This window comes from Actinoplanes sp. NPDC019969, from assembly GCF_055562375.1.
Genome location: NZ_JBVHFK010000009.1, coordinates 278702 through 299843, shown reverse-complemented (window position 1 = coordinate 299843; position 21142 = coordinate 278702). Strand labels below are relative to the sequence as shown.

20 protein-coding genes are annotated in these 21142 nt (G+C 71.2%); 14 read left to right on the top strand and 6 right to left on the bottom strand.

The window, feature by feature from the left end:
* Nucleotides 1-3 precede the first annotated feature (3 nt).
* Nucleotides 4-396, bottom strand: a complete 393-nt coding sequence (locus ACZ3II_RS27025) for a hypothetical protein (RefSeq protein WP_465520538.1) — start codon at nt 394-396, stop codon at nt 4-6.
* A 24-nt stretch (nt 397-420) separates the two neighbouring features.
* A complete protein-coding gene (locus ACZ3II_RS27020) occupies nt 421-2706 on the bottom strand; it encodes a DUF4132 domain-containing protein (protein ID WP_465520537.1) in 2286 nt (761 codons plus the stop codon).
* A gap of 50 nt (nt 2707-2756) precedes the next feature.
* Between ACZ3II_RS27020 and ACZ3II_RS27015 the strand changes: the two genes are divergently transcribed.
* Nucleotides 2757-3815, top strand: coding sequence for an NYN domain-containing protein (locus tag ACZ3II_RS27015; RefSeq protein WP_465520536.1), 1059 nt, complete (start codon nt 2757-2759; stop codon nt 3813-3815).
* A 6-nt stretch (nt 3816-3821) separates the two neighbouring features.
* Here the strand turns inward: ACZ3II_RS27015 and ACZ3II_RS27010 are convergent, their stop codons facing one another.
* The gene (locus ACZ3II_RS27010; protein ID WP_465520535.1) at nt 3822-5171 is read right to left on the bottom strand and encodes a DUF2079 domain-containing protein; all 1350 of its coding nucleotides are present in this window, start codon (nt 5169-5171) and stop codon (nt 3822-3824) included.
* A 74-nt stretch (nt 5172-5245) separates the two neighbouring features.
* Nucleotides 5246-5992: a hypothetical protein gene (locus ACZ3II_RS27005; RefSeq protein WP_465520534.1), complete on the bottom strand. Its 747-nt coding sequence runs from the start codon at nt 5990-5992 to the stop codon at nt 5246-5248.
* A 223-nt stretch (nt 5993-6215) separates the two neighbouring features.
* On the opposite strand from ACZ3II_RS27005, the gene ACZ3II_RS27000 reads away from it, so the two are divergent.
* From ACZ3II_RS27000 to ACZ3II_RS26955, 10 genes are all read left to right on the top strand, one after another.
* On the top strand, nt 6216-6434 hold the full coding sequence (locus tag ACZ3II_RS27000; protein WP_465520533.1) for a hypothetical protein: 219 nt from the start codon (nt 6216-6218) through the stop codon (nt 6432-6434).
* A gap of 128 nt (nt 6435-6562) precedes the next feature.
* Entirely contained in the window at nt 6563-7663 is a 1101-nt protein-coding gene (locus ACZ3II_RS26995) for a uroporphyrinogen-III synthase (protein ID WP_465520532.1), read from the top strand.
* Between the two features lie 481 nt (nt 7664-8144).
* Nucleotides 8145-8813, top strand: coding sequence for a sirohydrochlorin chelatase (locus ACZ3II_RS26990; RefSeq protein WP_465520531.1), 669 nt, complete (start codon nt 8145-8147; stop codon nt 8811-8813).
* Between the two features lie 157 nt (nt 8814-8970).
* Nucleotides 8971-11424, top strand: coding sequence for a nitrite reductase large subunit NirB (gene nirB, locus ACZ3II_RS26985; protein WP_465520530.1), 2454 nt, complete (start codon nt 8971-8973; stop codon nt 11422-11424).
* Complete coding sequence (locus tag ACZ3II_RS26980; protein WP_465520529.1) at nt 11421-11744, top strand: Rieske (2Fe-2S) protein; 324 nt, start codon at nt 11421-11423, stop codon at nt 11742-11744. The genes nirB (ACZ3II_RS26985) and ACZ3II_RS26980 overlap by 4 nt, the downstream gene beginning before the upstream one ends.
* A 142-nt stretch (nt 11745-11886) precedes the next feature.
* Entirely contained in the window at nt 11887-13989 is a 2103-nt protein-coding gene (locus tag ACZ3II_RS26975) for a molybdopterin oxidoreductase family protein (protein ID WP_465520528.1), read from the top strand.
* Entirely contained in the window at nt 13989-16451 is a 2463-nt protein-coding gene (gene nirB, locus ACZ3II_RS26970; RefSeq protein ID WP_465520527.1) for a nitrite reductase large subunit NirB, read from the top strand. The genes ACZ3II_RS26975 and nirB (ACZ3II_RS26970) overlap by 1 nt, the downstream gene beginning before the upstream one ends.
* Nucleotides 16448-16762, top strand: coding sequence for a Rieske (2Fe-2S) protein (locus tag ACZ3II_RS26965; RefSeq protein ID WP_465520526.1), 315 nt, complete (start codon nt 16448-16450; stop codon nt 16760-16762). The genes nirB (ACZ3II_RS26970) and ACZ3II_RS26965 overlap by 4 nt, the downstream gene beginning before the upstream one ends.
* Nucleotides 16763-16764: 2 nt before the next feature.
* Nucleotides 16765-18114: a nitrate/nitrite transporter gene (locus ACZ3II_RS26960; RefSeq protein ID WP_465520525.1), complete on the top strand. Its 1350-nt coding sequence runs from the start codon at nt 16765-16767 to the stop codon at nt 18112-18114.
* Nucleotides 18115-18280: 166 nt separating this feature from the next.
* Nucleotides 18281-18706 carry a hypothetical protein gene (locus ACZ3II_RS26955; protein ID WP_465520524.1) on the top strand — a complete coding sequence of 142 codons (426 nt, stop codon included), beginning with the start codon at nt 18281-18283 and terminating at the stop codon, nt 18704-18706.
* Between the two features lie 3 nt (nt 18707-18709).
* On the opposite strand, the gene ACZ3II_RS26950 is transcribed toward ACZ3II_RS26955, so the two are convergent.
* Complete coding sequence (locus ACZ3II_RS26950; protein WP_465520523.1) at nt 18710-18898, bottom strand: hypothetical protein; 189 nt, start codon at nt 18896-18898, stop codon at nt 18710-18712.
* On the bottom strand, nt 18895-19044 hold the full coding sequence (locus tag ACZ3II_RS26945) for a hypothetical protein (RefSeq protein ID WP_465520522.1): 150 nt from the start codon (nt 19042-19044) through the stop codon (nt 18895-18897). Before ACZ3II_RS26945 ends, ACZ3II_RS26950 begins: the two co-directional genes overlap by 4 nt.
* Before the next feature lie 54 nt (nt 19045-19098).
* Here ACZ3II_RS26945 and ACZ3II_RS26940 point away from each other — a divergent pair, with 54 nt between their 5' ends.
* The 3 genes from ACZ3II_RS26940 to ACZ3II_RS26930 all read left to right on the top strand — a co-directional run bounded on the left by ACZ3II_RS26940 (nt 19099) and on the right by ACZ3II_RS26930 (nt 21106).
* Nucleotides 19099-19668: a TetR/AcrR family transcriptional regulator gene (locus tag ACZ3II_RS26940; protein ID WP_465520521.1), complete on the top strand. Its 570-nt coding sequence runs from the start codon at nt 19099-19101 to the stop codon at nt 19666-19668.
* A 23-nt stretch (nt 19669-19691) separates the two neighbouring features.
* On the top strand, nt 19692-20330 hold the full coding sequence (locus ACZ3II_RS26935) for a maleylpyruvate isomerase family mycothiol-dependent enzyme (protein ID WP_465520520.1): 639 nt from the start codon (nt 19692-19694) through the stop codon (nt 20328-20330).
* A gap of 248 nt (nt 20331-20578) precedes the next feature.
* A complete protein-coding gene (locus ACZ3II_RS26930) occupies nt 20579-21106 on the top strand; it encodes an antitoxin YezG family protein (protein WP_465520519.1) in 528 nt (175 codons plus the stop codon).
* Nucleotides 21107-21142 lie beyond the last annotated feature (36 nt).

Sequence of the window (21142 nt, the reverse complement as noted above, 5' to 3'; positions counted from 1 at the left end):
GTGTCAGCCGCCGACCAGGGGGACCAGGCGGATGAAGGCGACGCTGTCGCACTGCCGCAGGTCGATCACCTCGTCGAGGGACTCGATCTGCCGGTCGCCGGTGAGCATCACGAAGCCGTTGCGGTCGAAGGCCGCGCACGCGGCAGCGGCCTGCGCCTCCCCGTCGATCCGGGTGACGCCGGGAAGCCGGAAACCCCGCGGCGTCTCGGCGGCGGCGGCCGGGCGCACCAGCCCGTGGAACAGGTCGCCGCCGGCCAGGTTGAAACGGGCCACCTCCTCCCGGACCCGCAGCCGCACCAGTTCGCGGGCGGTGATCGTGTCCGGCAGGCCGGGCAGCACCCAGGAGTTGATCTCCCGCCCGCTCATCGTCTCGTCGCGCACCACCGCGTCGGTCATGGCTCCTCCAGAACCGGCCAGGGGTCAGCGCGGCAGCTGCCGCAGGATGGTGGGGTCGGTGATCCGGTTGTCGGCGGCCAGCAGCAGGGCCTTGGACAGGATCAGGGAGAGCCGCTCGTCGTCGTCGAACGGCAGTGGCACCGCGCCGGGCCGGCGGTCGGGGACGATGCACAGGTAGGAGTCGTCCGGTTCCATCAGGATGTTCGCCGAGCCGAGGTGGATCTTGTAGACGGCGCGGGTGCCACGGACCTTGAGGAACCGGTCGGTCAGCTCGCACTTCGGGCCGATCCTGAGCCGGGGCAGCAGCCGGGCCAGCACGTCGCGCCGGATCTCGGCGCTGCCGGTGAGGGCGCCGAAGGCGGCCTCCGACCAATAATCCCGGAAGCCGTGCTCACCCCGGTCGGCCCAGGTCTCGTCGGCGGCGATCGACGTCACCCCGACGAACAGGTCGACGTCACGCATCGCCTCGCTGAGCACCCGGGCGGGCACCTCGGCGAGCGGCGTGAGCTCCCACCGGCGGCCGTCGCGGCGGGCGAACCGCACCTGATCGGTGGAACAGAACTCGACATCCTCGCTCCGGTCGGTGAGGCCGGTGATCTCGTGCCGGAACGACGCCCGCCACGTCCCGGCCGCGAACTCCTTGGTGGCGTCGCTGTCGTAGCCGCCGTCCCACGCGCCGAGGAACGCCGCCGCCCAGCCGCGCACCCGCATCAGGGCGCTGGCCTGCCGGTAGCGCAGGATGTGGCCGGCGAACCGGTTCGAGTAGACGCGGGTCTGCTCCTCGGCGGGAGTCAGCCGGTAGACCTCCCGGAACGCCTGCTTGACCGGCTGCCGCAGGCCGGCGGCGGTGACGTGATCGCGCCAGGCGGCCACCTCGGCCGGGTCGGCGAGCACCGGATGCCACAGCCGGACCGCGAGCGCCGCCCCGGACCGGCCGGCGAGCGACCAGCCGGTGCCGTCGTGCTCGGGCAGGCCGGTGGTCCACGTCGCCCCGTCGGCGGACACCTGCCAGATCAGCCGGCGGCCGATCGAGCCGGTCACCGGATGCTCCAGATAGCGCTGACGCCAGGTGTCCCCATCCCAGATCCGGTCGTGGGAAAGCAGGCCCTCGATCCGGCTCCGCTCGGTCGCCAGCGTCCTGTTGACCTCCTTGGCCAGCGCTTTCGCCGCGGTGACGGCGTCGTCGCCGCGCACCGTGGCGGGCAGGCTCCGCAGCGGCGAACCGTCCCGCCAGGCCCGGACCACCGCCTTGTCGCCGTCGATCTCCACGGTCACCGTGTGGTCACCGGGAGCCGGCCAGGACCGGCGGCCGCCGGAGTCCAGGCCGTGGTCGTCGATCGCCAGCTCCAGGGCCTCGCCCGGCTCCCACCCGCGCAGCGTGCCCATCCGCTCCAGCGCGGTGCGGACCCGGTCCCGGACCGGCCGGCTGCGGGCGGTCAGCGCCAGCCGGGCCAGGGCGCGTGCCGGCGCGACACCGGGCCGCCCGGCCACGATCTCCACGGCGGCGGCCGCGGTCCGGGGGGCACGCGCCCACGCGCCCCGGCCCGGAGACGTCCCGGCCGCCTCGGCCACCGCGGCCAGCAGCACCGTGACCTCTTCAGCCGCGGTGCTCGAGGCGTCCGGGTCGGCGGCGGCCAGCCAGCAGACGCCGCGGAGCAGATAGTCGTTGTCGTCGTGGACCCGGCCGGTGGTGAGCGTGAACGCCGTCAGGATGTCGCGGATCGCTGCTGTCGAGCCGGCCGTGAGCACCGCCGCGGCCTGCCGCAGCCAGGCCTTCGTGGGCACCGGCTTCGTCAGCGTGCCGGCGAATGTCAGTGCGGCGACCGTGGCCGCGTCGAACCGGTGCCCACCGAGACGCTCGAGGGCTTCGGCGCCGAACGTGTCATGGGCGATCAGGAGCTGCATCGGCATGCCGCCGGCGATGCGGGCCAGCGCACTCCCGAACCGCTCGACCAGAGCACGGCGGTAGTCGACGGGCATGTACCAGTCGTCGTTGCGCCGGAGCCTGCCGATCACCCCGGTCAGGGCGGGCGCGCAATCGGCCAGCCACTCCACCGGGATCTGCTCGGCGATCAGCGCGGGCAGGTGGTAGGGCCCGGGATCGGACGACGGGAGGTGTGCCCCGTTCTCGTCAGCGCGCAGCGCCCACTCCAGATCGCCGTGCTGCCACGGCACCGGGCCCGCGGCGATCCGGTAGATCTCCGGATCGGCGCCGTCGTAGCGATGCTTCCCGGCCAGCGCCTCCTGATGCCAGGCCATGGCGGCCTCGCGCCGCTGTCCGGGCGTGCGGGGGTGACTCTGGAGATCCATGCCGGACATCATGCCGAGGGGGTACGACAGAAACGCGTACGGTGGCACTCGTGGATCTGGAAGAACGTATCGCCCTGTTCCTGGACTACGAGAACCTGGCGATCGGCGCCCGCGACAATCTCGGGACCGCCTTCGACCTGCGGCCGGTCGTGGACGCGCTGGCCGAGCGGGGCCGGGTGGTGGTCCGCCGGGCGTACGCCGACTGGTCGTACTTCGACGAGGACCGGCGCATGCTCACCCGCTCGCACGTCGAGCTGATCGACATCCCGCAGCGGATGGGCGCGTCCCGCAAGAACGCCGCCGATATCAAGATGGCGGTGGACGCGCTGGTGCTGGCCTTCGAGCGGGAGTACGTGACGACGTTCGTCCTCTGCACCGGCGACAGCGACTTCACCCCGCTCGTCCACAAGCTGCGCGAGCTGAACAAACGCGTGATCGGCGTCGGCGTGGAGAAGTCGACGTCGGCGCTGCTGCCGCCGGCGTGCGACGAGTTCCTCTTCTACGACCGGCTGGAGGGTGTCGAGATCCCGGTCCCGCGGGGGCGCCGGGTCCGGCAGAGCGCCCCCGAGCCGGTCGTCCCGGAGCCAGTCGCCGCCGAGCCGGAGCCGGAGGGCGGCGACCTGGACTCGCTCGCGGTGCTGGTCGCGCAGACCGTCGCTGGTCTGCAGGCGAGTTCGAGCGGGCCGGTCAACGCCTCCACCCTGAAACGGACGCTGCTGCGCAAGGACCCGACGTTCAACGAGGCCGAGTTCGGTTTCCGGGCCTTCGGCGAGCTGCTGCGCCACCTCGCCGGGAAGTCCGTGGTCGAGCTGTCCGAGCGGTCCGCCAAGGGTGATCCGGAGATCACCCTGCCGGAGCGCGGCGACCGGGAGATCGCTTTCGACCTGCTCCGCTCGACGGTCCGGGACCTGGCCGAGCGGGACGGGCCGGTGGCGCTGTCCGGGTTGAAGAACCAGGTGCGCAAGGCGGCCCCGGAGTTCAGTGAGAAGAAGCTCGGGTACCGCAGCTTCCTGCAGTTCTGCAAGGCGGCGGCGGCCGGCGGCGCGGTGGCCCTGGAGTGGGACGCGGCCGCCGACGACTACCTGCTGGCCGTGCCGGCCGAGCGGTGACCGCGGTCAGGAGCGGCGGCGCAGCAGCGTGGTCCCGGCGGACTGCCCGGCCGTGACGTAATCGGCGCGCAGCCTCGCCAGCGCGGCGTCCACGGTCTCCTCGGTGGCCATGCTCAGGTGGTACGGCTCGGTGTAGACGACCCAGTCCGGGTGGATGCCACCGCCCGGGTGGCCGGGGAAGAGATAGACGGTGCAGCGGGCGGTCAGTTGCGGGGCGAGACGGTTGTCGGCGGCCACCGTCGCGCCGTCCGGGATCATCGCCAGCAGCCGGTTCGCCGAGGTCACTGACGGGTCGGCGCGCCAGGTGGCGGGGTGGGCCAGGCCGCGGAGCGGCAGCGGGGCCAGGACGGTCGCGGCGACGGCGATCCCGGCCATGGCGGCGGGGACGAGACGGGACAGGCGGGGCAGCTTGGGGAGGGCGTCGAGGGCGGCGACGAAGACGATCGGCATCAGCACGGCGCTGTACTGGAAGCCGGTGCCCCAGTAGAACCCGTTGGTCGACCAGAACCGCCACAGCAGGGTCGGGAGGGCGATCAGGAGCAGCGGCGATCGTACGGCCACCAGGCACACCGGCGCGAGCAGCAGCAGGACGGTCCGCCACTTCTCCAGCGGCGTGAACAGGCGGTGGAACGGGTTCTGGCCGTCGGCTGCGGTGCTCGCCGTGTAGGCGTACGTCTCGGCGGGGTTGAACGCCGGGATGACGACGGTGATGATCAGGACGCCGGCGGCGACCGCGGTCACGGCGAGGGCCGCACCCGCCCGGCGCCGGCCGCGCAGGGCCAGCACCAGGCCGATCGCGGCGACCGTGGCCGGCAGGTCCTCCTTCACCAGCAGCAGCGGGAGCGCCCAGCAGACCGCGGCCCGCCAGCGCCCCTCGGCGAGCGCGACCAGGCTGAACGCGAGCAGCGGCACCGCGAACGCCACCTCGTGGAAGTCGAAGTCGGCGGCGGCCTGCAGCCCCCACGACAACCCGTACGCGGCGCCGGCGGCGACCCCGCGGGCCGGCCCGGTGACTCCGATGGCGAGCCGGGTCACCGGGAGCGCCGACACGGCGATCAGCGCGGCCTGCGCGACCAGCAGCGTGACCGGGCCGGGGAACAGCCGGTACAGCGGGGCGAGCGTGGCCAGGATCGGATGGAAGTGGTCGCCGAGCAGGTTGAACCCCGGCGCCTTGAGGTCGGCGACCGGTGGGCCGAACCCGGCGTACCCGCGGACGGCCTGCTCGAAGATGCCCAGGTCGAAACCGGTCGTCTCGTGCCGCCGGTGCAGCGACACCGACCACGCCGCGTACAGCGTGAACAGGACGATCCCGGTGATCCACGGCAGTCTCTCGCGGGTCATGGCGGGCAGCGGCACCGCGCCACCGTAGCCAGCCGGTTCAAGCGCCCGGGCTCACGGGCGGTTGTGCAGGAACCAGGTGTCGCCGCGGGTCACCGCGAGGGCGATCTCCCACAGGTCCATCTCCAGGTTCGCGGCCAGGTGCTTGATCGGGACGGCCAGGTCCCAGGCGTCGTCGGCGGAGTTGGGGCGGTGGCCGACGGCGAACTGCAGCATGGTGTCCCAGCAGGCGACCAGTTCGGCCTCGCACCGCTGGCGCCACTGCCACGGCCGGCGACCAGGTGCGGTTCGGTGAACGGCAGCAGGATCAGCCGTACCGCCTCCGGTTCGTGCCAGTCGCCGGTGAGACGGTCGTCGTGGGGGACCAGGCCGAGGAGGTACGGGTCGGTGCGTACCCGATCGAAGAGGAAGCGGTTGAGGGCCCGGACCGTGACCGTGCCGTCGGTGGCGGCCCACGCCTCGGCCTCGTCCAGCAGGCCGGCGCCGGGGAGGTCGCGCACGTACAGGCAGATCTCGTCCACCGGGATCGTGATGTCCCACCACGCCGTCCCGGGCGCCGGCCACGGGTCGACGGTCCGGGCCTGCCGGTCCAGGAGCGCGTCCTCCGCCTCGCCGCGCGCCGACGGGAAACCGTCGAAGACGTGCGGCTCGGCGCTCAGGAGGATCGGCCGCCGCCCGGTCGCCGGCATGACCGCACGGGCGGCCCGCCACGCGGTCAGGACCTCGGCCGGCTCCACGCCGCTGACGACGAGGCAGTCACCGGGGAACTCGCCGACCGGCAGACCGCGGAGCCTCGTGCCCTGCAGAACTCGTCGAACCTCGTCGATACCGGCTGTCACCGGACGAGTATCCGCCGGTGTGGGGTGACGTACATCGCAGGGTGCGGAACGGTTTCGGCGAGGTTGCCGGTGTTCCCGGGACGGCAGGCGGAGGAGCCGGCCCGGACGGTCCGCCCGGATCGAGACCATCGGACGGTGAAGGGAGGTCTCACGGTGTGCGAGATTGTCGCGACGTTCCGCGCCAGGCAGCGAGAACGCGGTGACGCCGGGGGAGAGAAGACAGATGGACGACGCTCTGGTGGCCTACAACGCGGGCCGGGTGGACGGGGCGGCCGGATACCGGGACCCGCAGATCGCTGCGGACGCCGAGGTCGGTGCCGACTACCGGATCGGGCTGCTGGACGGGCGGATCGCGGCGTTCCATCTGATCATGGAGGTGCGGCGGATCCTCGGTGTGGAGGGTTCGCTGTTCGAGCGCCCGGACGATGTCACCGGTTCATGATCAACTGCTCACAAGGGGTGCTCGAAGCCAAGTGATCGGCCGTTATTCTGACGGAAACATTCACTTGGTGGTCCCGAAACCAGGCCTTAGGACTCTTGCACCGGACGGCGGCACAGGATGGGGACCGGATGATCGAGGGTGCACTGGCCGGCTTCACCGTGGCGGTGACCGCGGAACGACGCCGGAGCGAGATGGCGGCGTTGCTGGAGCGGCGCGGGGCGAGAGTGATCAGCGCATCCGCGATCACGATCATCCCGCTGATCGACGACGAGGCACTGCACGCGGCGACGGCGGCCTGCATCGGCTTGGAGCCGCACATCGTGGTGGCCACCACCGGATTCGGTTTCCGGGGCTGGCTGGAGGCGGCCGAGGGCTGGGGGATGGCCGAGACGCTGCGTGAGTCGCTGCGGAACGCGCGGATCATCGCCCGCGGCCCGAAACCGTGCGGGGCGATCCGCGCGGCCGGGCTGACCGAGGACTGGGCGGCGAAGACCGAGGCCTCCGAGGAGGTGCTGGAGCGGCTGCTCAGCGAGGGCGTGGCCGGCAAGCGGATCGTCGTGCAGGAGCACGGGGAGCCGCAGACCGAGTTCGTGAAGGCGCTGCGGACGGCGGGCGCGGCGGTCGTCGAGGTCCCGGTGTACCGGTGGGCGATGCCGCCCGACACCGCGCCGGTGCGGCGGCTGGCCGAGCAGGTCGCGGGCGGCCAGATCGACGCGGTGACGTTCACCAGCGCACCGGCGGTCAAGGCGTTTCTGCAGGTCGCCGAGGAGGCGGGGGCGGACGTCGGGGCGGCGTTCAACGGCGGCACGCTCGCCGCGTGCGTCGGCCCGGTCACGGCGGCGCCGCTGATCGACCGCGGCATCGAGGTGGTGATGCCCGACCGGTACCGTCTCGGCGCCCTGATCAAGACGGTCACCGACGAGCTGCCCCGGCGGGCGGTCCGGCTTCAGGTCGCCGGCACGACCTTGGAGGTACGGGGCCACGCCGTCCTGATCGATGCGGTCCCGCACGCGCTCGCCCCGGCGGCGATGGCGATCCTGTCGGCGCTGGCCCGCAAGCCCGGCGCGGTCGTCTCCAAGGACCAGCTGGCGGCGGCGCTGCCCCGGGGCAACGACGGGCACGCGGTCGACGTGGCGGTGGCCCGGCTGCGCGCGGCGCTCGGCTCCGGCAAGCACATCGAGACCGTGATCAAACGCGGTTACCGGCTCCGCGTCGACGAGGCGGCCTGAGATCGGGGAGACCTGAGATCGGGGAGACCTGAGATCGGGGAGACCTGAGATCGGGGAGACCTGGGACCGGGGAGACCTGAGATCGGGGCGGCCCGGGGCGAAACACTGGGACCGGAACCGCAACACGGGCAACATCAGCCGGAAAAGCAGGACCGGCAGTATCGACAGGGCCGGGTGGACCGGCAGGAAGAGCACCCTGGCAGGGACCGTGAGATCCACGGGTCCCGCAGGATGGAGCAGTGACCGGACGCTTCGCCGCAGCCCGTGACAAGCCGGGCGGTCGAGGCGTCACGGCCGGCGACGAGGCCGGATCCGCCGAGCGCCCGATGTCCATGCCGGGCCGGCGGGGGGACCAGACCCGCGGCCGGGATCGTCACCCGGAGGGAAGCCGGTGGCGGCCCTGGCCGTACGGAAAGACGAATGAGCCTGATGCGAAGCCGGGCCGATCCTTGTCGCGCACCACTGTCGGAGGAGATGTCCCGTGAGTGAGAACACCACCCTGATCGCCGTCGCCCACGGCACCCGCTCCGCGGCCGGCCGCCGCCAGATCCAGGAGCTGGCCGCCGCCGCGGCCCGCCGCCGGCCGGGACTCGACGTCCGGCTCTGCTACGTCGACGTGCAGGAGCCCAAGGTCGCCGACATCGTGGCCGGCGTCGTGGCGGAGCAGCGGGCCGCCGTCGTCGTCCCGCTGCTGCTGTCCTGCGGGTATCACGTGCGGGTCGACATCGCGGAGGCGGTGGCCGGCACCGATTTCCCGGTCAGCGCGCCGCTCGGGCCGGACCCGGTGTTCACCGGGAGCCTGCGCCGCGCCCTGCCGGCCGGGGCGGACGCCGTGGTGCTCGCCTCCGCCGGATCGTCGGACCCGCTGTGGGTCGAGGGCATCCGGCAGGTCGCCGCGGAACTGCCCGGCCGGGTCGAGCTCGGGTACACCGCGGGCAGCGGGCCACGGGTCGCCGACGTGGTGGCACGCCTGCGGGCCGAGGGCGCCCGGACCGTCGCGGTCGCCGCGTACCTGCTGGCCGAGGGACTGTTCTACCGCACCCTGCACACGGCGGGCGCGGACGTGGTGACCCCGCCGCTGTGCGCCGACCCGGCGGTCGCCGACCTGGTGCTCGACCGCTTCGACGCCCTGCGGCTCGCCACCGTCTGAGGTTCGCGAGGTCCCGGGGCAAGGGGCCGAAGGTCCCAGCGGACGGTCCCATGACGCACTGATCATGGCCCGGTGGATCCCGGAGGATCGGACAGGTAACCGGTGGCGGCGCGGGACGGCGCGGCCCCGGAGAACCTGACGAAGAGGGAGCCCGGCCGTGAGCAGGCAGCGACTGGTCGTCATCGGCAACGGCATGGCGGGGGCCCGCACCGTCGAGGAGATCCTCGACCGTGACGGCGACTTCGACATCACGATGTTCGGTGACGAGCCGTACGGCAACTACAACCGGATCCAGCTGTCCAACCTGCTGGCCGGGGTGGAGGACGAGTCCGGGATCTTCCTCAACGAGCTGGGCTGGTACGCCCGGCACGGCATCACCCTGCACGCCGGGGTCCGGGTGGACCGCATCGACCGGGTGGCGCGGACGGTGCACGCGGCGGACGGGTCGGTCACCCCGTACGACAAGCTGATCATCGCGACCGGCAGCCACTGCTGGACGCCGCCGGTGCCGGGGATGACCGTCGCCGGGGGCGGCTACCGCCGGGGCGTCTTCGCGTTCCGCACCCTCGACGACACCCGCGGCATGATCCGGTACGCCCGTGAGCACGAGCGCGCCGTGGTGATCGGCGGGGGCCTGCTCGGCCTGGAGGCAGCCCGCGGGCTGCAGAACCACCTCGGCCACGTGACCGTCCTGGACGCCCTGGGCCACCTGATGAACGTGCAGCTCGACGAGCGGGCCGGCGCGATGCTCAAGGACAGCGTCGAGGGCCGCCTCGGCGTCGAGGTGCGGCTGAACGCGCGGATCGCCGAGGTCCTCGGCGAGGAGAAGGTCACCGGGGTACGGCTGGCGAACGGCGCCGTCCTCGACGCCGACCTGGTCGTCCTGGCCGCCGGCATCCAGCCGAACACCGACGTCGCGGTCAGCAGCGGCCTGCCGGTCGGGCGCGGGATCGTGGTCGACGACCGGATGCTGGTGAGCGGTGAGGACGACGTCTACGCGGTGGGGGAGTGCGCCGAGCACCGGGGCGAGCTGTACGGCCTGGTCGCCCCGCTGTTCGAGCAGGCGAAGGTGCTCGCCGACCACCTCACCGGGCGGGACCCGGCGGCCGCGTACACCGGCTCGAAGGTCTCCACGAAGCTGAAGGTCGCCGGTGTGGACGTGGCCGCGATGGGCCGCAAGGAGCCGGAGAGCGCCGACGACGAGGTGATCGTCTATGCCGAGCCGGCCCGCGGCCTCTACAAGAAGCTGATCGTCCGGGACGGTGTGCTGGCCGGCGCCATGCTGGTCGGCGACAACGGCAAGGCCGCGAGCCTGATCCGGGCGTTCGACCGGGGCGAGTTGCTGCCGGAGAACCGTTCCGAGCTGATCTTCGACCTGAACGGGCCGGCCGAGGAGGAGTCGCCCGCCGACATGCCCGACGACACCCAGGTCTGCAACTGCAACGGGGTCACCAAGGGCGACATCTGCACAGCCGTACATGACGGCTGTACGACGATGACCGGGGTGATGGACAAGACGCGGGCCGGGCGGGGCTGCGGCTCCTGCAAGCCCCTCGTGCAGCGGATCGTCGAGTGGGCGGCGGGCGGCCACGTCGAGGAGGACCCTCGAGCGTCCTGGTACGTGCCCGGCGTCCCGATGCCGAAGCCGGAGCTGATGGCCGCGATCCGTAAGTACGGGCTGCGCAGCGTCTCGTCGGTGTTCGCGAAGCTGGCGCCGGGCGGTCACGAGGACGCCAGGAGCAAGATGGGCCTGGCCTCGCTGCTCAAGATGATGTGGGCCGATCAGTACGTGGACGAGCGGGACGCCCGGTTCATCAACGACCGGGTGCACGGCAACATCCAGAAGGACGGCACCTTCTCGGTGGTCCCGCAGATGAAGGGTGGCGTCACCTCGGCGGCCCAGCTGCGCCGGATCGCCGACGTGGCCGACAAGTACGACGTGCCGATGGTGAAGCTGACCGGCGGCCAGCGCATCGACCTGCTCGGCGTGCCGAAGGAGCAACTGCCGGCGATGTGGGCGGACCTGGACATGCCGTCGGGGTACGCGTACGCGAAGAGTTTCCGCACGGTGAAGACGTGTGTCGGCTCGGAGTTCTGCCGGTTCGGCCTCGGCGACTCCACCCAGCTCGGTATCGCCCTGGAGGAGCGTTACCAGGGTCTGGAGGCGCCCGGCAAGATCAAGATGGCGGTGACCGGGTGCCCGCGGAACTGCGCCGAGGCCTACTGCAAGGACGTCGGTGTGGTGGCGATCGGCGGCGGGAAGTGGGAGATCTACGTCGGCGGCGCGGCCGGCGCCCACATCCGCAAGGGCGACCTGCTCGCCACCGTGGACTCGGCCGACGAGGTGATCCGCCTGACCGGCCGGTTCCTGCAGTACTACCGCGAGAACGCGAACTGGCTGGAGCGCACGTACGCCTTCGTGCCCCGGATCGGCGTCGAGACGATCCGCCGGGCCCTCGCCGACGACGCCGCCGCCCTGGACGCCGCGATCGACGAAGCGGTGCGCTCCTACCAGGACCCCTGGGCGGAGCGGGCCGAGCCGGCCACGCCCGGCCAGTTCCGTACCTCTCTTCCCCTGACCGTTCTCCCGAAGGTTCCGGTGCGCTCATGACCATCGCCATTTCTCAGACCGACCTCGGCGGCGTCGACGACATCCCGCCCGGGGAGGGCCGGACCTACGCCGTCGGCGACGACATGATCGCGGTGTTCCGGCTGCGGGACGGCGCGCTGCGGGCGGTGTCGGCGGTCTGCCCGCACCGCGGCGGCCCGCTCGCCGACGGCCAGATCGACGACGAGATCGTGGTCTGCCCCCTGCACCTGAACGCCTGGGACCTGGCCACCGGGTGCTCGAAGTCCGGTCACCCGGCGCTGCGGACCTACCCGGTGTGGGTCGAGGACGGCCGGATCCTGCTGGGCGAACGGCGCGACTGAGTCGGTTCGGTAGCGCAAACCTCACAACGGTCCGTAGCGCTTTGTAGTCACAAGCGTGGCGGACCGGTTGTAGGGATTCCTGTACAACAGCGTCACCGGGAGGCGTCGTAAGGGTTAACGGCAGCCGTAAAACATTCATGGCGTGACGGCGACCCAGACGCATTGCCCGTACTGCGCACTGCAGTGCGGAATGACGCTGACGCCCGAGATCCCGCTGCGACCGGGGATGCCGGGTGTTCGGCTCGAGCCGGCCGAGTTCCCGGTGAACCGGGGCGGCCTGTGCGCCAAGGGCTTCACCGCGGCGGACCTGCTGGACCACACGGACCGGCTGCTGACGCCGCTGGTGCGCAAAGAGCCCGGCAACCGGGAGTCCCCCTTGCGGGAGGCGTCCTGGGAGGAGGCGTACGAACGGATCGTCACGGCGATCCGGAACAGCCAGGAGCAGTACGGCCCGGACAGCGTCGGATGTTTCGGCGGGGGCGGCCTGACCAACGAGAAGGCGTACGCGCTCGGCAAGTTCGTGCGGGTCGCGCTGCGCTCGTCGGCGATCGACTACAACGGCAGGTTCTGCATGTCCAGCGCGGCCACCGCCGCCAACCGGGCGCTCGGGATCGACCGTGGCCTGCCGTTCCCGCTCGCCGACGTGGCCGAGGCGCGGACCGTGCTGCTGGTCGGCGCGAACCCGGCCGACGCGATGCCGCCGTCGATGCAGTACCTGGACACCGGCCGGTCCAACGGCGCGAAGCACATCGTGGTCGACCCGCGCCGCACCAGCACCGCCAACGGCGCGCACCTGCACCTGCAGCCGCTGCCCGGCACCGACCTGGCCCTGGCGAACGGGATGCTGCACATCGCGATCCGCGAGGGATACGTCGACGAGGCGTACGTCAAGGAGCGGACCGAGGGTTTCGAGGCCGTCAAGACAGCGGCGAACGCGTACTGGCCGGAGCGGGTCGAGCGGATGACCGGCGTCCCGGAGGCGCAGCTACGGGAGACCGTGCGGCTGCTCGCCACTGAGGGCCCGAGCATGATCCTCACCGCCCGGGGCGCGGAGCAGCACAGCAACGGCACGAACACCGCGCAGGCGTGGCTGAATCTGGCCCTCGCGCTCGGGCTGGTGGGGAAACCCTTCGCCGGGTACGGGACGATCACCGGCCAGGGCAACGGGCAGGGCGGCCGGGAGCACGGTCAGAAGGCCGACCAGCTGCCCGGGTACCGCCGGCTCGACGACCCGGCCGCGCGCGCTCATGTCGCGGCGGTCTGGGGGATCTCCCCGGACGATCTCCCGAAGCCGGGCGTCTCGGCGTACGAAATGATCAATGCTCTCGGCGCCGACGGCGGGGTCCGGGCCCTCTGGATCCTGGCCAGCAACATCGTGGTGTCGGCGCCGCACAGCGGCAACGTCGTCGCCAAGCTGAAGCAGCTCGACTTCCTGGTCGTCTCGGACATCTTCCGGTCGGAGACCGCGGAGCTCGCCGACGTCGTCCTCCCGACCGCCCAGTGGGCGGAGGAGGAGGGCACCATGACCAACCTCGAAGGCCGGGTCATCCGCCGGAGGATGGCGCTGCCGCCGCCGCCGATGGTCAAGAGCGACCTGACGGTGCTCAACGACCTGGCCGGACTGCTCGGCCGCGGCGAGTTCTTCTCCGACGAGCCCCGCGCGGTGTTCGAGGAGCTGCGCCGGGCCAGCGCCGGCGGGATCGCCGACTACGCCGGGATCAGCTACGAGCGGATCGAGGCCGAGCAGGGTGTCTTCTGGCCGTGCCCGTCCGAGGAGCACCCCGGCACGCCGCGGCTGTTCGCCGACGGCTTCCCCACCGCCTCCGGCCGGGCCCGGTTCATCCGGGTCGATCACCGCGATCCGGCCGAGGTCCCGGACACCACCTTCCCGTACGTGCTGACGACCGGCCGCAACATGCAGCAGTACCAGTCCGGCACACAGACCCGGCGGGTACGGGCGCTCACCGTGGCGCTGCCCGAACCGCGCGCCGAGATCCACCCCGACCTGGCCCGCCGCCACGGCATCGCCGACGGCGACCTGGTCGAACTCCGAAGCCGCCGAGGCGCCGCGACGTTGCGCGCCCGGCTCAGTGACGGCATCCGCCCGGACACGGTGTTCGCGCCGTTCCACTGGCCCGGAGCCAACGCCCTGACCAACCCGGCACTGGACCCGCACTCCAAGATGCCCGCTTTCAAGGCCTGCGCGATCGCGATCTCGCGTGCGCCGGAACGTTTGGAGAACTGATGACTCAGAAGCTGGTTGTCATCGGCAACGGTATGGCGGGCGCCCGCACGGTCGAGGAGATCCTCGCCCGCAACGGCGACTTCACCATCACGATGTTCGGTGACGAGCCGTACGGCAACTACAACCGGATCATGCTGTCCAACCTGCTCGCCGGGGTGGAGGACGAGGCCGGGATCTACCTGAACGACCTGAGCTGGTACGCCGACAACGGCATCACCCTCAACGCCGGGGTCAAGATCGAGAAGATCGACCGGGCGAAGAAGGAGGTGATCGCGGAGGACGGGACGCGGACCCCGTACGACAAGCTGATCATCGCCACCGGCTCCAGCTCGTGGACCCCGCCGATCAAGGGCATCCACAACCCGAAGCGCGGCTTCCACCAGGGCGTCTTCGCGTTCCGCACGCTCGACGACACGCGCGGCATGATCCGCTACGCCCGGGACCACGAGCGCGCCGTCGTCATCGGCGGCGGCCTGCTCGGCCTGGAGGCGGCCCGCGGCCTGCAGAACCACCTCAGCGACGTGACCCTGCTGCACGCCATGGGCCACCTGATGGAGCGGCAGCTCGACGAGAAGGCCGGCCACATGCTGCAGGCCAGCGTCGAGAACAAGCTCGGCATCAAGGTCGTCACCAACGCGATGACCACCGAGATCCTCGGCAAGGACAGGGTCGAGGGCGTCAAGCTGGCCGACGGCACGGTGATCCCCTGCGACGTCGTGGTGATCGCCGCCGGCATCCGGCCGAACACCCAGATGGTCGCCGACAGCGGCCTGCCGGTCGAGCGCGGCATCGTCGTCGACGACCAGATGCGGGTCCAGGGCGAGCAGGACGTCTACTCGGTGGGTGAGTGCGCCCAGCACCGCGGCAACCTGTACGGCCTGGTCGCGCCGCTGTGGGACCAGGCGAAGGTGCTCGCCGACCACATCACCGGGCGGGACACCACGGCGGCGTACGAGGGCTCGAAGCTCTCCACCAAGCTCAAGGTCGCCGGCATCGACGTCGCCTCGATGGGCCTGATCGCCCCGGAGACCGACGACGACGAGGTCATCATCTACAACGAGCCCAAGAAGGGCATCTACAAGCAGCTGATCATCCGGGACGGCGCGCTCGCCGGCGCGATCCTGGTAGGCGACAACAGCAAGGCCGCCAGCCTGATCCAGGCGTTCGACCGGGCGCAGGCGCTGCCGGACGAGCGCGCCGAGATGCTGTTCGACATCGGCGGCCCGGCCGGCGAGGTCAAGCCCGAGGACATGCCGGACGACGCGCAGGTCTGCAACTGCAACGGCGTCAGCAAGGGCGCCATCTGCGGCGTCGTCAACGCCGGCTGCAAGACCGTCTCCGGCGTCATGGACAAGACCCGCGCCGGCAAGGGCTGCGGCACCTGCAAGCCGCTCGTGCAGCGGATCGTCGAATGGGCCGCCGGCGGCGAGGCCGAGGAGGACCCGGCCGCGTCCTGGTACGTCCCGGGCGTCCCGATGCCGAAGCCCGAGCTGATGGCCGCGATCCGCAAGTACGAGCTGAAGAGCGTCTCCTCGGTCTTCGACAAGCTGGTCCCCGGCGGCGAGCACGACGCCAAGAGCAAGATGGGCCTCGCCTCGCTGCTCAAGATGATGTGGGCGGACCAGTACGTCGACGAGCGCGACGCCCGGTTCATCAACGACCGGGTGCACGGCAACATCCAGAAGGACGGCACCTTCTCGGTGGTCCCGCAGATGAAGGGCGGCGTCACCACCCCCGCCGAGCTCAAGCGGATCGCCGAGGTCGCCGAGAAGTACAACGTGCCGATGGTGAAGCTCACCGGCGGCCAGCGCATCGACCTCCTCGGCATCCCGAAGGAGCAGCTGCCGGCCATGTGGGCCGACCTGGACATCCCGTCCGGGTACGCCTACGCGAAGAGCTTCCGCACGGTGAAGACCTGCGTCGGCTCCGACTTCTGCCGATTCGGTGTCGGAGACTCCACGGCGCTCGGCATCGCGATCGAAGAGCGGTTCCAGGGTCTGGAAGGCCCCGGGAAGATGAAGCTGGCGGTCACCGGATGCCCACGGAACTGTGCTGAGGCGTACGTCAAGGATCTGGGTGTCGTCGCGATCGACGGCGGCAAGTGGGAGATCTACGTCGGCGGCGCCGCCGGCGCCCACATCCGCAAGGGCGACCTGCTCGCCACGGTCGACTCGCCCGAAGAGGTCATCCGCCTGACCGGCCGGTTCCTCCAGTACTACCGCGAGAACGCGAACTGGCTGGAGCGCACCTACGCCTGGGTGCCCCGGGTCGGCATCGAGAAGGTCCGGGCGGTCGTCGTGGACGACGCCGAGGGCATCGCCGAAGCCTTGGACGCCGCGATCGAAGAGGCCGTGCAGGCCTACAAGGACCCCTGGAAGGAGCGGGCCGTCCCGGCCACTCCCGGCCAGTTCCGTACCTCTCTTCCCCTGACCGTTCTCCCCCAGGTTCCGGTGCGCTCATGACTCTCGCCATTGAAAAGACCGTCCTCGGCCCCATCGACGAGATTCCGTTCGGCGAAGGTCGCACCTACGCCGTCGGAACCGACATGATCGCCGTCTTCCGCCTCCGCGACGGCTCCCTGCGCGCGGTGTCGGCGGTCTGCCCCCACAAGGGCGGCCCGCTCGCGGATGGACAGATCGACAACAAGGTTGTCGTCTGCCCGTTGCACCTGTACGCATGGGACCTCTCCACCGGGTGTTCCCAGTCCGGCCAGCCCCCGATCAGCGTCTACCCGGTCCGGGTCGATGACGGTCACATCATCCTGGGAGACTGACAATGACTGCGACGTTGCCCCCTGTCTCGCTGGACAGACCCGGCGCCCGGACCCTCCACGGACACTGGATCGACGACTGGCGGCCGGAGGACAGGGAGTTCTGGGAGTCCGGCGGCAAGCAGATCGCCAAGCGGAACCTGATCTTCTCGATCTTCTCCGAGCACATCGGCTTCTCGGTCTGGTCGCTCTGGTCCGTGATGGTCCTGTTCCTCGGCCCCGCCTACGGGTTCGACCCGGCCCAGAAGTTCCTGCTCACGGCGGTGCCCACGCTGGTCGGCGCGGCGCTGCGGATCCCGTACACGTTCGCGGTCGCCAAGTTCGGCGGCCGGAACTGGACGATCATCAGCGCGTCGCTGCTGCTCGTCCCGTCGGTCCTGATGTCCTTCATGATCGAGCCGGGGGTCGAGTACAACACCCTGCTGATCCTGGCCGCGCTGGCCGGCGTCGGCGGCGGTAACTTCGCCTCCTCGATGGCCAACATCAACGCCTTCTACCCGGACCGGCTCAAGGGCTGGGCGCTCGGCATCAACGCCGGCGGCGGCAACATCGGCGTCCCGGCGGTCCAGCTGGCCGGCCTGTTCGTCCTCGCGGTCTTCGGCGCCGGCAGCCCCGGCATCGTGGCGGGCATCTACATCCCGCTGATCGTGGTCGCGGCGGTCGGCTCGGCCTTCTCCATGGACAACCTCTCGCAGGCCCGCAACGAGAAGAAGGGCATGCGGGACGCCGCGAAGCAGGGCCACACCTGGGTCATGTCGGTGCTCTACATCGGCACCTTCGGCTCGTTCATCGGGTTCGGCTTCGCGTTCGGCCAGGTGCTGCAGGTGCAGTTCGCGGACATCTTCAACACCCCGGTCAAGGCCGCGTACCTCACCTTCATCGGCCCGCTGCTGGGCTCGCTGATCCGCCCGTTCGGCGGGGCGCTCGCCGACCGGTTCGGCGGCGCGAAGGTCACCTTCCTCAACTTCCTGGCGATGGCGGCCGGCGCGTCGATCGTGCTGGTCGCGGCGCAGCAGCGGTCGCTGCCGCTCTACCTGGTCGGCTTCATCAGCCTGTTCATCCTGAGCGGGCTGGGCAACGGCTCGACCTACAAGATGATCCCGGCCATCTTCAAGCAGAAGTACGCCGGTGACGAGGCGACGGCCCGGCGGATCTCCGGCGCGGTCATCGGCATCGCCGGAGCGATCGGCGCGGTCGGCGGTGTGCTGGTCAACCTGGCCTTCCGCCAGTCGTTCCTGACCTACAAGGACGCGGACGCGGCGTACATGGCGTTCATCGGGTTCTACGCGCTCTGTGTGGTGATCACCTGGGCGGTCTACCTCCGCCCGGCGGCCCGTACCAAGATCGCGGTCTGACCTCCTCTCCACGGAGGATCACACCCTGGCTGAAAGTATGAACTCCCGCAGCTGAGCTGCGGGAGTTCACTCTTTCGGGGTGCGTGTTCCCAAGGTCAACACCCCCTGTCGATCATACGATCCACCTTGTCCAGAAATTACCCTTTCTTACGGAAATGGTGATCGTATGAACAAGGTGACACGTGCGTTCGTGATGACCGGCGTCGCTGCGGCGGCCGGCCTGACCATGGCCGCCGGGCCCGCCGCGGCCTCCCCGGCGGCCCCCGCGACCCCGTCGGTGAGCGCCGCCGGGACCACCGCCGGCCAGCAGCAGGACGTCCGGCGCCGGGACCGCATCTACGGCTTCTACAACAGCCCGGGGACCTGCCACCGGATCGGCAAGATCGGGCAGTACAAGCGGCAGTGGCAGCGTTACAGCTGCTTCAAGGTCTACCGCGGGTTCCACAGCGGCGAGTGGGCGCTGAAGGTCTCCTACGGCTGGAACTACAACCACGGCAACAAGCACTGGAACAACGGGCCGGACATGCACCACTGGAACAACGGCCCGCAGCAGGGCGGCGACTACGGCCAGCCGGGGCCGTACCAGTACTGAACGTCAGCGCGATCGGCCGAGGGCCGCACTCCTTCCGGGGGTGCGGCCCTCGGCCGTGATCCGCCCCCGGGCCGCTACCAGCCGTACCTCCTCGAGCGCGCCGATGTCGCGCATCGGATCGCCCCGCACCACCGGCAGGTCGGCGTCGAGCCCGGCGCGCAGCCGCCCGGTGCGGCTCGCCGACCTGCTCACGCCGCGGTCCCCGGCTCGTAGTGCTCCGCCCATCCGTCCGGCGCGACACGGTTCGCTGCGACGGCGACGATCACACCGTCTTTCGCCGGCACCGTCGCTCCGCCGGGCAGCTCCCGATCGCCATCGAACGCGACGTCCGCCCGCACCGGGCATCACACTACGCTTGTAGTAGACACAACTACAAGCGTAGTGTGCACGGTATGGCAAGCAGACGGGACGAGGTGCTCGATGCCGCTATCGAGGTTCTCGGGCAATCCGGCATGCGCGGTCTCACCCACCGCCGCACCGACGCCACGGCCGGTCTCCCCGCCGGTTCCACCTCTAATCTCTTCCGGACACGGGACGCGCTCCTCACCGCCGTCGTCGAGCGCTTCGCCGACCGCGAGCAGCACAACTTCGAGGCCCTCGTCCTCGGCGTCGCGCCCTCCACACCGTCCGACATGGCGCACGTGATGACCCGCGCCGCTCACGACGCCACCGGACCCCATCGCACTCTCACCCTGGCCCGCTACGCGATCCTCGTCGAGGCGGGCATCCACCCGAGCCTGCGTGATCGCCTGCGGGCCACCGGCGCCCGCGTCAACGCCTGGTTCCACACCTGGCTGCGTGCCGCGGGCTCGGCCGATCCCGGGCGCCACGCCCCCCTGCTGATGAACCACTGGACCGGCGTGGTCCTGCACGAGATCGCCATGCCCGACCCAGCCTTCGACCCGTCGTCCCAGTTCACCGACCTCGTCACCGCCGTCCTCGCACCGGTCCGCACCGCCTGAGGCCATCCCGGACAGGAACCGACATGGACCCATGGCCCGAGATCCACCGACAACGGCTCGCCATCGCTGACCTGCTCGACCGCCTCGACCCGGACGACTGGGACCGCCCGTCGCTCTGTGCCGGCTGGACGGTCCGCGACGTCGCCGCCCATCTCACCCTCCAGCAGCTCGGCCTCCGCGACCTGGCCGGCATGCTGCGGCACTGGCAGCGCGGCGGCATGGACGCGAACATCCGGGCGGCGGCCCGCCGGCAGGCCGCCGCGCACACCCCGGAGCAGCTGGCCGGCGAGATCCGGGACACCGCCGCCCTGCGCCGTCGCAACATCGGCGTCACTCCGATGGAGACCCTCATCGACCTGCTCGTCCACGGGCAGGACATCGCCGTGCCGCTCGGGCGGGACCATCCGGTGCCGCCGGAGGCGGCCGCCGCGGCCACCCACCGCGTCCTGACGATGCGTTTCCCACCGCCGTTGCGGACCGTCCGCCTGCTCGACGGCCTTCACCTCGCCGCCACCGACGTGCCCTGGACTCACGGCGAAGGCCCCGAGGTACGCGGCCCGATCCGTTCCCTCCTGCTGATCAGCACCGGTCGCACGATTGCCCTGCCCGCTCTGACCGGCCCCGGCGCTCCCACCCTCACCGCCCGCTTCACCGCATCGTGAGGTCACCCCCCGGCTGGTTCGCAGGGCTGTCTCATGCCTGCCGAGACAGCCCTGCGAACCAGCCGGGCGAATCGGGCATGCGGGTGGCTTGCGGGTCGGCGGTGAGTCCCGGCTGGCTCTCACGGCTGTCTCAACCGCGCGGAGACAGCCGTGAGAGCCAGCCGGACACGGGTGGATCACCCGCTGTTTGTGTGTGATCGGTAAGCTGCGCCGTCCGGCATCTCCGCCGAATCGGGAAGGCTCCTCACGTGCGCGACGACACCACCACCAGCATCGAGACGCTGCCGCGGACCGTGCCGCCCGCGGCCTTCGACCACGCCGGCGAGAACCACGCCGGCGCGACCCCTGCCGGCGCGACCCACGCCGGCCAGGACGAGGGCGGCCACGACGGGACCGACGGCGACACGCTGCCCACCCCCGACGAGATCATCAACGAGCTCGCCGCCCTGCTCCGGGAGATCCTCCCGGCTGAGGCGGAGGAGCTGGTGCTCGACGGGGAGGTGGACGACGAGTGGTCCAGCCACAACTACACGATGTGGCGGCCGGACGGGACGTCGTTCACGTTCGACGGCGACCCGGAGGAGGCCGACGACGTCGCGGGCCTGCTCGGCGACCTGTGGGACGCCACGCAGGAGCACGGCGACGACCCGTGGACCGGCATCACCCTGACCGTCCGGCAGGACGACACCTTCGAGCTGACGTTCTGGGACGACGCGGACGACGACGGGCCCGGGGCGGCGGAGGACGACACGGTGGGGACCGCGGGCAGGGCCTGACGAGGGCGCGCGGGCTGCCCGGCGAGGCCGGGCAGC

Bases quoted from the DNA above. Each gene is read 5' to 3' on its own strand.
- ACZ3II_RS27025 (WP_465520538.1), bottom strand. From the start codon at position 396: ATGACCGACGCGGTGGTGCGCGACGAGACGATGAGCGGGCGGGAGATC.
- ACZ3II_RS27020 (WP_465520537.1), bottom strand. From the start codon at position 2,706: ATGGATCTCCAGAGTCACCCCCGCACGCCCGGACAGCGGCGCGAGGCC.
- ACZ3II_RS27000 (WP_465520533.1), top strand. From the start codon at position 6,216: ATGGACGACGCTCTGGTGGCCTACAACGCGGGCCGGGTGGACGGGGCG.
- ACZ3II_RS26995 (WP_465520532.1), top strand. From the start codon at position 6,563: ATGATCGAGGGTGCACTGGCCGGCTTCACCGTGGCGGTGACCGCGGAA.
- ACZ3II_RS26980 (WP_465520529.1), top strand. From the start codon at position 11,421: ATGACCATCGCCATTTCTCAGACCGACCTCGGCGGCGTCGACGACATC.
- nirB (WP_465520527.1), top strand. From the start codon at position 13,989: ATGACTCAGAAGCTGGTTGTCATCGGCAACGGTATGGCGGGCGCCCGC.
- ACZ3II_RS26965 (WP_465520526.1), top strand. From the start codon at position 16,448: ATGACTCTCGCCATTGAAAAGACCGTCCTCGGCCCCATCGACGAGATT.
- ACZ3II_RS26960 (WP_465520525.1), top strand. From the start codon at position 16,765: ATGACTGCGACGTTGCCCCCTGTCTCGCTGGACAGACCCGGCGCCCGG.
- ACZ3II_RS26955 (WP_465520524.1), top strand. From the start codon at position 18,281: ATGAACAAGGTGACACGTGCGTTCGTGATGACCGGCGTCGCTGCGGCG.
- ACZ3II_RS26940 (WP_465520521.1), top strand. From the start codon at position 19,099: ATGGCAAGCAGACGGGACGAGGTGCTCGATGCCGCTATCGAGGTTCTC.
- ACZ3II_RS26935 (WP_465520520.1), top strand. From the start codon at position 19,692: ATGGACCCATGGCCCGAGATCCACCGACAACGGCTCGCCATCGCTGAC.